This window comes from Acinetobacter marinus (assembly GCF_900096915.1).
Lineage (GTDB): Bacteria > Pseudomonadota > Gammaproteobacteria > Pseudomonadales > Moraxellaceae > Acinetobacter > Acinetobacter marinus.
The window spans coordinates 123,758-136,857 of record NZ_FMYK01000004.1 but is presented as its reverse complement, the minus strand read 5'-3'; the positions used below and the strand labels follow the sequence as shown (position 1 = coordinate 136,857).

At 44.9% G+C, this 13,100-nt stretch carries 10 protein-coding genes; 4 read left to right on the top strand and 6 right to left on the bottom strand.

Annotated elements, in window-relative coordinates; genetic code table 11:
* Window positions 1-56: 56 nt before the first annotated feature.
* The gene (pta, locus tag BLQ60_RS08925) at window positions 57-2,195 is read left to right on the top strand and encodes a phosphate acetyltransferase (RefSeq protein ID WP_092619091.1); all 2,139 of its coding nucleotides are present in this window, start codon (window positions 57-59) and stop codon (window positions 2,193-2,195) included.
* Between the two features lie 156 nt (window positions 2,196-2,351).
* Complete coding sequence (gene rsfS / locus BLQ60_RS08920) at window positions 2,352-2,756, top strand: ribosome silencing factor (RefSeq protein WP_092619087.1); 405 nt, start codon at window positions 2,352-2,354, stop codon at window positions 2,754-2,756.
* Between the two features lie 158 nt (window positions 2,757-2,914).
* On the opposite strand, the gene BLQ60_RS08915 is transcribed toward rsfS, so the two are convergent.
* The 5 genes from BLQ60_RS08915 to BLQ60_RS08895 form a co-directional block, all read right to left on the bottom strand.
* Window positions 2,915-3,580, bottom strand: a complete 666-nt coding sequence (locus BLQ60_RS08915; RefSeq protein WP_092619084.1) for a hypothetical protein — start codon at window positions 3,578-3,580, stop codon at window positions 2,915-2,917.
* A 178-nt stretch (window positions 3,581-3,758) separates the two neighbouring features.
* On the bottom strand, window positions 3,759-5,078 hold the full coding sequence (locus BLQ60_RS08910; protein ID WP_378235216.1) for an ammonium transporter: 1,320 nt from the start codon (window positions 5,076-5,078) through the stop codon (window positions 3,759-3,761).
* Window positions 5,079-5,402: 324 nt separating this feature from the next.
* Window positions 5,403-6,848, bottom strand: coding sequence for an NAD(P)(+) transhydrogenase (Re/Si-specific) subunit beta (locus BLQ60_RS08905; protein ID WP_092619081.1), 1,446 nt, complete (start codon window positions 6,846-6,848; stop codon window positions 5,403-5,405).
* A 3-nt stretch (window positions 6,849-6,851) separates the two neighbouring features.
* Complete coding sequence (locus tag BLQ60_RS08900; RefSeq protein WP_092619078.1) at window positions 6,852-7,175, bottom strand: proton-translocating transhydrogenase family protein; 324 nt, start codon at window positions 7,173-7,175, stop codon at window positions 6,852-6,854.
* 11 nt (window positions 7,176-7,186) lie between these two features.
* Window positions 7,187-8,314 carry a Re/Si-specific NAD(P)(+) transhydrogenase subunit alpha gene (locus BLQ60_RS08895; RefSeq protein ID WP_092619075.1) on the bottom strand — a complete coding sequence of 376 codons (1,128 nt, stop codon included), beginning with the start codon at window positions 8,312-8,314 and terminating at the stop codon, window positions 7,187-7,189.
* A gap of 592 nt (window positions 8,315-8,906) precedes the next feature.
* Here BLQ60_RS08895 and BLQ60_RS08890 point away from each other — a divergent pair.
* Window positions 8,907-9,794 carry an LD-carboxypeptidase gene (locus BLQ60_RS08890; protein WP_092619565.1) on the top strand — a complete coding sequence of 296 codons (888 nt, stop codon included), beginning with the start codon at window positions 8,907-8,909 and terminating at the stop codon, window positions 9,792-9,794.
* 208 nt (window positions 9,795-10,002) lie between these two features.
* Window positions 10,003-11,202, top strand: coding sequence for a GGDEF domain-containing protein (locus BLQ60_RS08885; protein ID WP_092619072.1), 1,200 nt, complete (start codon window positions 10,003-10,005; stop codon window positions 11,200-11,202).
* On the opposite strand, the gene dsbD is transcribed toward BLQ60_RS08885, so the two are convergent.
* Complete coding sequence (gene dsbD / locus BLQ60_RS08880) at window positions 11,150-13,039, bottom strand: protein-disulfide reductase DsbD (protein ID WP_244516011.1); 1,890 nt, start codon at window positions 13,037-13,039, stop codon at window positions 11,150-11,152. The genes BLQ60_RS08885 and dsbD overlap by 53 nt on opposite strands.
* Window positions 13,040-13,100: the final 61 nt, after the last annotated feature.

The window sequence follows — 13,100 nt, the reverse complement described above, 5'->3', positions numbered from 1 at the left end:
ATCAAAGCAAGCTACGCACACTGAATATTACACAGAAAATAAAATAGGAAATGAACATGAAAACGTTTTTAATGGTGCCGACTGCCGAAGGGGTTGGACTGACTTCTGCTTGTTTAGGGATGATTCAGGCATTTGACTGCATCGGCGTCAAAGCCAACTTTTTAAAACCGTTTGCGCAAGAAAAAAGTAAAAATGAAAGTCGCACGTCGACCATTATTTCTCGGCTCTACCAGCGCCATCAAGTCCCGCCAATTGATTATAAAAAGACCCAGCACATGGTCAGTATCGGCGAGATGGATGAGCTGTTAGAAGAAGCCGTCAGCCTACATCGTCAAATTGCCAAAGAGCATGAAGTGGTGATCGTTGAAGGTTTAGTCCCAAATCCGAATCAAAGCTACACCTCACAGCTCAATGTTGCGCTGGCACAAGCGCTGGATGCTCAGGTAATCTTGGTCAGTGGCGCAGACTTACACCACCCCGAACAAACTGCAGATAATATCGACAATCATCTCAACCCATTTGGTGGCAATGCCTCGACTCGCACCGCAGGCATTTTATTTATGCGTACCAAAGGCTTAGCACCTGATACCGCACAAATTCCACTGACCACAGATCAAAGCCTACGCTTAACCGATGAAATCAACACGTTCACCACTGAGCTACAAAAATTTTCACCCCTCCTTGGTAGTGCGAAATTACCGATTATTGGCATGATTCCATTTAGCGCAACGCTTAGCGTGCCTCGTACCTTAGATATTGCCAATGCCATCCAAGCCCAGTGGCTCAATGAAGGTGATGCCGCACAGCGCCGAGTGCAAAATACAGCGTTAATTCATCGCCGTATTGATCACGAACTAGAACGCTTTAAAGCAGGTGAATTGATTGTGACTTCTGCCGATCGCACCGATGTGGCACTGGCATGTGGGGTTGCAGCGCTGAGTGATATTCCACTGGCTGGGGTGATTTTTACCGATAGCCAAATGCAAGATGTGACCCTTCCGACCTTGTCACAAAAGGTCATCCGCACAGGTTTACCTGTGATGCGCACCGATATGGATAGCCTACAAACTTTGGCAATGATCGAACATATTGACAATGAAATCCCGATCAGCGATACCGCACGTGCCGAGCAAGTGACTCGTTTTGTCTCAAGCCACATTGATTTTGATTGGCTTAATACCACAACCACGACACAAACTCGCACACGACTTTCACCATCAGCCTTTCGTCATGAATTGGTACAGAAGTCCATCGCTGCCAAAAAGACCATTGTTTTGCCTGAAGGCGATGAGCCTCGTACCGTACAAGCTGCGGTGATCTGTCAAAACCGTGGCATTGCACAGTGTATCCTGCTGGCGAAACCTGAAGATGTCCAAGAGGTCGCAAAAGCTCGAGGATTGACTATTCCTGAAGATTTGAAAATCATTGACCCTGACAGCATCCGTGACAATTATGTCGAGCCGATGGTGGAACGCCGCAAAGGCAAACTCAATGCCCTACAAGCCAAACAACAGCTCGAAGATACTGTGGTGCTCGGCACCATGATGTTGGCACTGGGTGAAGTCGATGGCTTGGTCTCTGGAGCGATTCATACCACCGCCAATACCGTTCGCCCTGCATTCCAACTCATCAAAACTGCACCTGATTATTCGTTGGTGTCGTCGATTTTCTTTATGTTGTTGCCTGATGAAGTCTTTGTTTATGGTGACTGTGCAATTAACCCCGACCCGAATGCAGAGCAATTGGCAGAGATTGCGATCCAGTCTGCTATTTCGGCTCAAGCCTTTGGCATCGAACCACGGATTGCCATGATCAGTTATTCTACGGGTGATTCAGGTACAGGTGCAGACGTGGATAAAGTCCGTGAAGCAACTGAAATCGCCAAGCAACGCCGTCCAGACTTATTAATCGATGGTCCACTTCAATACGATGCGGCATCGGTTGAAAGTGTCGGCAAACAAAAAGCGCCAAACTCCAAAGTGGCAGGTCAAGCCAATGTGTTTATTTTTCCTGATTTGAACACAGGCAATACCACCTACAAAGCAGTACAGCGTGCTGCCAATGTGGTCAGTGTAGGGCCAATGTTGCAAGGCTTGAATAAACCTGTGAATGATCTGTCACGAGGAGCGCTGGTCGATGACATTGTATTTACTATTGCCTTAACAGCGATACAAGCAGCACAAGACGAGATTTAATCTAGGCGCTTGAACACAAATCATTCATCATGTTGATCGCTGGCTTATCAGCATGATGAATAAGTGCTGTTTTTTTGTTCAGAAAAGTTGAATTGATTTTTGCATCTATTGCCCTTATAGTGGACAGTGAATCAATTTCAGGATTTTTTAGCACTTATGAATATCGAACCATCGCCCACACCAAACAATGTTGTTGACGCTGTCTCTTCCAAATCTTCACAAATTCAAAATTGTTTACAAGTGGTGCAAGACGCATTACTTGATGTCAAAGCAAAAAATATTGTTCAATTCGATGTTTCAACCATCAGCAGTGTATCCGATGCCATCGTGATTGCCAGTGGCACATCTACACGTCATGTCAAAGCACTTGCCGACAATGTTGCCGACGAAGCGAGAAAAGCGGGTTTTCGTCCGATCGGGGTTGAGGGTGAACGTGATGCAGAGTGGATTTTGATTGATCTTGGCATTGTCGTGGTACACGTGATGTTACCGACCACACGTAAGTTTTACGATCTTGAAAGCCTATGGCGCACAGACGCTGTCACAGAGCAGTTTAGTTAATCAAACGCACTAAGTCTGGTTTTCTATACAAAAAACACCCCATACAAAAAGCGACGAATTCACCTGAATATCGTCGCTTTTTTTGTTGTGCTGAAATACAGCAAAAAATTGCATGTGCAATTGTGTACAGCCACATGTTTACAATCGCATGTTTGTCATCACAGATACTGCTTGATCATCACCATAGGATATTGCTGATCAATCTGTGCTATCGCTTGCGCCATATAACGATCTGATTTCATCGGACCAAAATAGTCACACAGCACCGCATAAAGCGTATTCAACATTTGGCTCAGTATCTTCTTTTGATAAAACGCTGGGGATAACGCTTCACCACTTTGCACATAATGCAGAAAGTCCAGTTGGTATTGCACATCAATACCTGAGTCTTGCAAATGTTCTTGCATCACTTCAAGCAATTCATTCTGCCCTTTCAAATACTGCAATAACTGTTGAAACAGTCCATTGAGTGCTTGATGATGCGATGCCTCAACGAGGTTTAACGTATCTTGAGTGACTGGCTCAGGTTGTGTTGCCGTGTGTTTGGCTTGCACCGTCTTGACTGCAAGTGTTTGACTGAGATCAATCTCAGAATACTCTAATCCTTGCTGTAAATCCTGCACAATATCATTGCGCAGATTGCGTAGGGTCGAGCTGGTGGCAATCTCAAAGACAAAATAGTTCAGCTCCTGTAGCGGTTTTTTACTGTATTGGAAGCGCCATAATTCGACCGCCTGCTCTAAATCATGTCCGTCTAAATATTTGGCTAAAATTCGTTGCACGATACTACGTGGATCATTACTCAAAGTCATAGTCCAACCCATTTTTCAGTTCCTATTTCGATGTGCTTGTTTCGGCGTACCTATTTCGATGTATCTATTTCGATGTATCTATTTCGATGTATCTATTTCGGTGCGCCGATTTCAATCTGGTGGCAAATGGTGCTCGACCATTCGCCATTTTCACCATTCAAATGTTTTCGCTGTGATCGCGATTTCAGGATTAATGACGCTTGGTGATTTCATCCAAATCCGCCAAGACATCATGCTGAAACTCTGGATAAGACAGCTCGGCATGCTCGGTATAGTCCAAACCACGTTGTTCATGTTGCTTCGATACACGTAAGCCGCCCATGACTTTATCTACCACCCAGAACATCACAAAGGCACAACCAAAGCCCCACACTGCGGCGGCGCACACACCAATCGCCTGCACACCGAGTTGTGACAGGTTAAACAAATCATTTTCCAAGAAAAATCCTGCCGCCAACGTCCCCCAAATCCCGCAACCTGTATGCACGGTGAAGGCATCAACCGCATCATCGATTTTGAATTTTTCTAAAATGGCAGGCAAGAATGTCACTACGACACCAGCAACGAGACCTGTCAAGATCGAAAATAATGGCGACATCGTGGCACAGCCTGCGGTAATCGCCACTAAACCGCCCAATGATGCATTAATGGTCATGGTCAGCAAGATGGCTTTACCTCGAAGCATCGCCAACAGCAAATACGCTACGGCACTGGCACAAGCCGCCAGATGTGTATTCAAGGCAATTTTGCCGATGCTGACATCGGCTGCAACAGTAGAGCCTGCATTAAAGCCGAACCAAGACAACCATAAAATAAAACCACCGAGCGCCACCAAAGACAGATTGTGCCCAGGGATATGATGTGGTTTACCATCACGGGCAAAGCGCCCCAAGCGAGGTCCGAGAATCATCACCCCAGCCAAAGCCACCCAACCACCGATCGAATGCACTACGGTAGAGCCTGCAAAGTCGATAAAGCCCATGGATTTCAGCCAGCCTGCGCCCTCAAACATACTGCCCCAAGCCCAACTGCCGAAAATCGGATAAATCAGCGCACTGACAAATACCGTGCAAATAATATAACCCGAAAAGTGAATGCGCTCTGCCATGGCGCCACTGGCAATGGTGGTTGCGGTTGCTGCAAACATCATTTGGAAAAACAACATCGTCCAGTGCCAGCCATCCATATTGTTCGGGGCAAAATGGCTGAGTCCGATCCAACCTGTAGGATTCACCCCAAACATCAGACCAAAGCCGATGAGCCAAAATACCAACCCACCTACACAGGCATCGATATAATTTTTCATCAACACATTGACGGTATTTTTACTGCGTACCGTGCCACTTTCGATCAAGGCAAATCCTGCCTGCATGAAGAACACCAACACACCACACAGTACCACCCAGATACTATCCAGCATGAGCTTCAAGTCCGCATTCGAAATTTCAGTCGAATTCTCAGCATGTACAAAACCGGGGAGAAATAGCAAAAGCCAAGCAATATATTTCACAATTGAACATTCCATCTTATTTAAATTCGACTTACAAAATGCAAACATAGTGCCAAAACAAGCACAACATACTGATTGTTCAGCATATTTAATTTTTAAAAGTCAAAATGAGCGACATATTTTTTATTTTCATTGTTCTATTTCACACTTTTTAATAGATTTTGAGCAGATTTATTTTCAAAATCTTCAAAGTTATAGTTGTATATTTTTATCATCATTTGAATTTTAGTTACTTTCCAGACACTAAAAAAGCCACCCTGTCGGGTGGCTTGATTTGTAACGAGGTCCTGATGCAAATTTTTAGTGCATCTTGAGATTTAACGCTTAGTGACCTGTACCATTGATTGCTTTGGTCATGTCTTCCACAACTTTCTTAGCATCACCGAAGATCATCATGGTTTTGTCGTTATAGAATAAGTCGTTATCCAAGCCAGCATAACCTGTTGCCATTGAACGCTTGATCACCATAATGGTACGTGCTTTGTGCGCCTCTAAAATCGGCATACCGTAGATCGGTGAGCTTGGATCGTCTTTTGCAGCAGGGTTGACGACGTCATTCGCACCGATCACGAGTACCACATCAGTCGCAGGAAAGTCTGAGTTAATTTCGTCCATTTCCAAGATGTCTTCATACGGTACATCAGCTTCTGCAAGCAAGACGTTCATATGACCTGGCATACGACCTGCAACAGGGTGGATCGCAAAGCGGACTTTCACACCCTCTTCTTTGAGCAAGTTTGCCAACTCTTTGACGGCGTTTTGTGCACGACCTTGCGCCATACCATAACCCGGTACGATCACTACGCTATCCGCATTCGACATCAAAAAGCCTGCATCATCTGCTGAACCTGAACGGTAGTTACGTTGTACTTGTTCGCCTGCACCTGCAACTGGTGCTGCAGCACCGCCCATCGCACCGCCAAACAAGACATTGATGATTGAACGATTCATCGCTTTACACATGATGTAAGACAGAATCGCACCTGATGAACCAACCAATGAACCTGCAACGATCAACATATTGTTTTCTAGTGTGAAACCAATACCTGCTGCTGCCCAACCAGAGAATGAGTTCAATAGTGATACCACCACTGGCATATCACCGCCACCGACTGGTGCAATCCACACCCAACCGAAGATCAATGCCAATGCCGTCATCGCCCAGAATGCAGTCATGTTGCCTGTGCTAAAGAAGTAGAAACCACACGCTAACATCGCAATAAAGATGATCGCTTGAACTGGTTTAACCCATGCACCTGAAATGGTTTTCGCCCATTTCTTTGCAGCCAATTTACCGTAAGCGAAAACTGACGCTGTAAAGGTAATCGCACCGACAAAACAGCCCACGAACAATTCAAACAAATGCACTTTGCTCATGGCATGGAAGTCGATATTGTTGGCAGTCAATGCATCTGCACCGATTTCAAGCAACTTGTTGTTGTGCAAGATCGCCGCCACAGCAATTAATACCGCAGCCAAACCAACCAATGAGTGCATCAATGCCACAGTTTCAGGCATTTGCGTCATTGGCACTGTACGTGCACGAGCAATACCGACTAAACCACCAAGAATCATTGCGCCGATAATCATCCATATCACTGGATTTTCAGCAACGAAGAATGTGGTCAATACCGCAATCGCCATTGCGATCATACCGTAGCGGTTACCTTGAATCGCAGTCTTCGGACCTGACAAACCACGCAAAGTCAAAATAAACAGGACGGCACCAATCAGGTAGAACCAATCCGCATAGTCTCGAATAAATTCCATGGGTTAGCCCTCTTTCTTCTTTTGCTTTGGTTTAAACATTTCCAGCATACGTGCAGTCACTGCGAAGCCACCAAAAATGTTAATGCTGGCAAGAAATACTGCAATCGCACCCAAGATGCTCACCACATTCACACTTTGGAATGCCACATTGCCATCTACACCAAGCGCAGGCAGACCCACGGTCTGAATCATTGCACCAACGATGATGATTGAAGACAAAGCATTGGTCACCGCCATCAACGGGGTATGTAACGCAGGGGTAACGCCCCAAACGACGTAGTAACCTACGAAGATGGCAAGGACGAAAATTGTAATCGTTTCAACCATGAGAGCTCTCCTTAACCACGTTTGAGCAGCACTTCGCCGCCGTGAGTTACCAATAATGCTTTCTGAATTTCATCTTCAAGATTGATCTTGACGTTCTTGTTTTCGTCAAACAAGGTATCAATGAAATTAAAAATATTTCGTGCATACAATGCAGATGCTTCCGTCGCAACAGTCGATGGAATATTTGGAATACCCAAAATCTTCACACCATTTTCGGTCATCACCGTTTCGCCAACCACTGAACCTTCGACATTCCCGCCAGTTTCCACTGCCATATCGAGAATCACCGAACCCGGTTTCATCTTGGCAACCGTTGCACCATGAATCAAACGTGGCGCATTACGCCCTGGTAACAATGCCGTCGTCACCACGATGTCTGCATTCGCCACGGCTTTATCCACAATTGCTGCTTGATCTTGGATGTACTGCTCACCCGGTGTCCAGCCATAGCCGTTCTTTGCCGCTTCATCCGCACGTGCTTGCTCTTCTGGTGACATTGGTACGTCTAACCATTTACCACCCAGCGATTCCACTTGTTCTTTCGCTGTTGGACGCAAATCCGTCGCTTCAACTACTGCACCTAGACGCTTCGCCGTTGCAATCGCTTGCAGACCTGCTACACCCACACCCATGATCACCACACGTGCAGGTTTCACAGTACCTGCTGCTGTCATCAACATTGGAAAGAGGCTTTGATATTCATTCGCCGCCAAAAGCACAGACTTATAACCCGCCAAGTTGGCTTGTGAAGACAATACATCCATGTTTTGCGCACGTGACAATGTCCGTGGCAAAAGCTCAAGCGCAAATGCAGAGATGTTTTGCGTTGCAAAACGATCCAGCTCTGGATTACGGTAAGGGTCAAAAGACGCAACAACGCTGGCGCCAGATTCGATTTGTGCAATCTCGTCACCTTGTGGTGCACGGATTTTCAAAATCAATTGACTGCCTTGATAAGCATTGTCGGTCATGGTTGCGCCTGCTTGTTCATAAGCACTATCAACATAAGCGGCTTTGATGCCTGCACCACGTTGAATCACGACTTGATGACCCGCAGAGGTCAACTTCTTTACTGTTTCTGGTGTCGCTGCCACACGGTATTCATCCGCAATGGTCTCGGTTGGGATTCCGATCTGCATGAGCGTTCCTCAAGCTAGTTTTGCTTAGTCAAAGTATCAACCATACGCACGGCGCACGGGATACTTCCCCCATCATTTCTGTTCGTAGCCGATTCTAATATGATTTATTTAGCCAGCACCACCCATTATTTCGATAAAAAATACCATGTATAAATAAAATAATAAGTATCCAATTTTCAAATACACGTAGAACTTTCATAGCGAAACACCTCAAACTTCAAATTAACTTGATAATTTTCAATGAATTAAAATAATTTTCCATTTCAATCCCAAACCTGATCTACAACTTTAGCCGTAAATGCAACATTTCTTTGCCAAGTGCTCAATTTTCAAAAAATCATGCACAATACCAAATAAACAATTGTTTTATATTGATATTTTTACATGAAATGGATTTTGATTTGCAATAACTTTTCAGTCATTTTTTTACACGTCTTTGTGCAATTTTCTTTTTGAACTATTTTTGATTTTGATATGAATGCCTGATTTTGCACAGTTGTGCATCAAAAAGCGCAAACTATCGGTGATGTTTCTCCAGTCAATATATGTCAAACTGCGCACATCACATTGCTATTGTATTTACTGTATTGTCATGAAAATCCAAGTTGTTGCGCCGAGCGCATGTGTAGATTCCGATCAAATTGCCTTGTCACAGCAACAGATTCAAGCCCTTGATGTCGATGTACAGCTGTCCGAGCATCTCTTTGCCAGCCACCGCTATCTCGCTGGTTCAGTGGCACAGCGTATTGCCGATCTCAAGCACGCCTCACAAGATCACAGTATAGATGCCATCTGGTGTGGGCGTGGTGGCACAGGCGCAGCACAGCTGTTACCTGAGCTGGACACCTGGCTCTTGACTAAGCCGATCATTGGTTATTCCGACAGCACTGTACTGCTCAACTATATCGCCATGCAGGGTGGTCAAGCATTACATGCGCCTGTTTTCCAAGAAATCGCCACAAAAAACTTGAATGAAGTGATGCCGATTTCTAAAGATGGACAAGAGGTGCTGGCATTACTTCATCCGATGTTTGCGCAGATGCCACAGCGTTATGCCGTTACGCCATACAATACGCTGGCTCAGCAACAGCACGCCATCTCAGGCAAGATACTTGGCGGAAATTTGACGACACTATGTAGTGTACAAGGTACGCCGTGGGCACTGACGCTTGAGCAAGACAGCATTTTACTGATTGAGGATGTCGGTGAGCCCTATTACAGCTTGGAACGTCTACTGGTACAACTGCTACAAAGTGTCGACTGCGCAAAGATTAGAGCCATCGTGATGGGCGACTTTTATCTGTGTCCACAGAAGAATGTGCCACACGAATTAATGGCGATTTTTGCCGAGCATTGTGATCGATTACAGATTCCGTTATTTCAGGCAGATTGGTTTGGTCATGGCGAGCAAAACCGTCCATTTTGGCTTGGTACCAAAGGGCAAATTCAATCAACAGAATTGATGATTTGTAAAACTTAATCACATTATTCAGCATTTCTATTTAACTGATTATTCATAAAAAATTTACAATAAAATACTTTTTTATAATTTGTTCTAAAAAATGTATTGACGATTATTTAAACAAGGTCTATGGTTGAATTTAGCTAATAAATAAAGGATGGAACTTTAATTTTTTATTAATAATTTAGGCTAACTTTTTGTCATATTTGCTAGGGATCAGAGGTTCATGAATAATCAATCCATGTACCATAGCATCAAAGAATTGGTACGCACGACACATTTTATCAACTGGAATCCAATCCAGCGTTGTATGCTAATGCTGTTTCTCGCCAGTGTGGTTCATTCGCTGTGGTTATTCTGGAAGATTTTCGTGATTTTCTCACCAGCTGTGCATGAGTTTGTTGATGTCTCCTTCGTGGTGTCGAGCCTCTACCTGAATATCGCCTTTATTTTTATATATTTTATTTTGATTTACATGTGTTTTAAGTTTTCCAAACACAGCCATTTACATACGCCGATGATCTATCTTTGCACCAGTATCTTTGGCGGATTTTTGTTGTGGGATGCGTATATTTGTGGGGTGATGAGCCCAGCCACAGCGATCGTAATGATCAGTGTCATTGCGCTTGGGCTATTGTTATTTGAAGCAAAAATTATTTATCCCATACTCGCCATGACCACTTTGAGCATTATCACTTTGGTCTATCTGACATGGCTGGGTAAAGTGGATTATGCGCCTTTATTTGATTTTCCAGGGATGCACAACTCACCCTATACCAATCACTTTTGGTGTCTGAGCATGTTGTATTTTGCCTTGCCTGTAGTGGTGATCTGCTTTGCGATGTTTAGCATTATTTTGCATCAGTGGCGTAACCGTGAAGCCTCTTTCAAGTCGATGAGTCTGATTGACCCACTCACCAAGCTGTTAAATCGGCGCAGTATCAATCAGCAACTCGCAATTATCGAACAGAAGCTGACTCGCCAAAAACAGCAATGTTACGGCATTATTATTTTAGATTTAGACCATTTTAAGCGCATTAATGATAGCTACGGGCATATGATCGGTGATGAGGTACTGATTGAAGTCGCCGAAGCGTTACAATCGAATGTGCGTCAAGCCGATATGTTGGGGCGTTATGGCGGTGAAGAATTTATTATCGTGGTCAAAAATACTGATAAAAATATCATCATGCAACTGGCACATCGTTGCCAGCGTTCCATCCAAAAACTCCAGATTTGCACAGGTAAAGCGCAACCGCTACGCATTACTGCCAGCTTCGGTGTCACCCTCGTCTGCCAAAACCAAAGTATGAAAAATGCCATCCAACAAGCTGATGATGCCATGTATCAAGCCAAACAAAATGGTCGTAATCTTATTGTGCTGTCTGACCAGATTGAAGATGCTGTAGCAGTTGCTGCCGGTTAAAGCTCCCTGTTAAACGCAATGACCGATCCTCTTGCCCATTCGGTTGGATAAATAATACTGTCGGTGGTCCGAGCATCTGCCATTCTTTGAGTATGGTTTGATGGCTGTCATCATAGTTGCTCAGATCCAGTTTAATTCGTTGCACATTGGCTAGCGCCTTTTGCACTTGTCCATCTGTCCAGACATCCCGCTCAATCGGCTGGCAAGCAATGCACCAATCTGCATAAAGATCGACAATGATCGGCTGTCCAGTGTGTTTTGCCTGCGTCAATGCCTGTTCAAACTCAGTATGATTCTTCACCACGTGCCACGTGATTTGTGTCGTATCGGATAAGCGATATAAATGTTGTGCTTGCAATACACCAAAACCCATCGTCAATACCAACATCAATCCGAGCACCAGTCTCATTTTCATGGCACTTTTGATGATTAAAAAAAGCAGATAAGCACCGAGGAGTAGCGTCAACAGGAGCATCGCAAGACTAAAGAGCTGTGCACTCATCAATGGACGCAAAAAATACAGTGCCAAGCCGAGCATCACCCACGCAAAAATATGACGTATGCGATGCATCCAAGCGCCAGGTTTTGGCAATGCCTTTTGCCCAATCAGACTGAGAATAATCAGCGGAATGCCCATCCCCAAGCCCAGACTGAACAATAGCACCGCACCGATCAGCATATTTTGCGTTTGCGAAATATAAAGCAATGTACCCGCCAATGGCGCTGTCATACACGGCCCAACCAGCAATGCGGACAACATTCCCATCACTGCGGCGCCGATGAGCGTCCCCCCCTTTTGTCGTCCTTGGATTTGGTCAAGTTGTTGCGACCACTTCTGTGGTAGTTTCAGCTCAAATACACCAAAGAGATTTAAGGCGAATAAGACAAACACACCCGCAAAAACGATCAGCACCGCAGGCTGTTGTAACCAACGCTGAAGATTACTCCCCGCACTGGCTGCCAGCACACCAAGCAGTGCATACACCGAAGCCATCGCCAAGACAAAAACCACACTGATCGCACCCGCACGCACACCAGCATGCTGACGAATCAATAAACTCGACAAAATCGGCAACATCGGCAAAGAACATGGGGTAAATGCTAACAAACAGCCCAAGCCCAAAAACAGCAATACACTCCAGACAAAATGTTGCTGATGCAAACGTGCCGACCATTGCTCATCTTCCGCAACGTCACTGGATGTGCGACTCACACCGTCTGTCACTGCTACATTCGGCTGTTTGGCATTGCTCTGTGCTGAGTTTTCTTGATCTGAGCTTGTTTGACCTAACGCTTCTGGATTGGCAGCTTGACCTGCCCCCTGACCAAGCAAACCACCTTGTTGCGAATTTTCACCAAATAACGAAGGTTGATGCGCTGTTCCCTGACCTTGCTCTAGACTAACCAGCCCTGATGCATCGGTTTGAAATGTTTGTTGGCTGATCGGATAACACAATCCTTTTTCGGCACAGCCCTGCCAACGTACTGAATAGCTTGCATTGGGTTGCGCTTTGATCTGAAAAGATACTGCATCATGATAGACCTTGGTATCGCCATAAAATTCATCATGCTTATCTTGTGCGGGAGGCAATTGGAATTGAACTTTTTGTCCCTGACGCTCAACCACAAACTGATGTTGATATAAATAATATTTTGGTGCAATCTTCCAGCTCAGCTCGATGTCTTGTTCACTGATCGAGCGCACTTGCAGAGGAAAGGCCTGCTCTGCCGCTAAGAATTTTTCCTCAGCCATTGCCTGTGTTGTCGACAAGACCGACAGACACAGCAACATCAATATGCTAAAAATTCGAAGCACCAAAACATTCATATTCATCATTTAACTCAAATGAAATCCATCTAGCTCAAAGCAAAAGAACACTGAAACATGCAGAATCAAT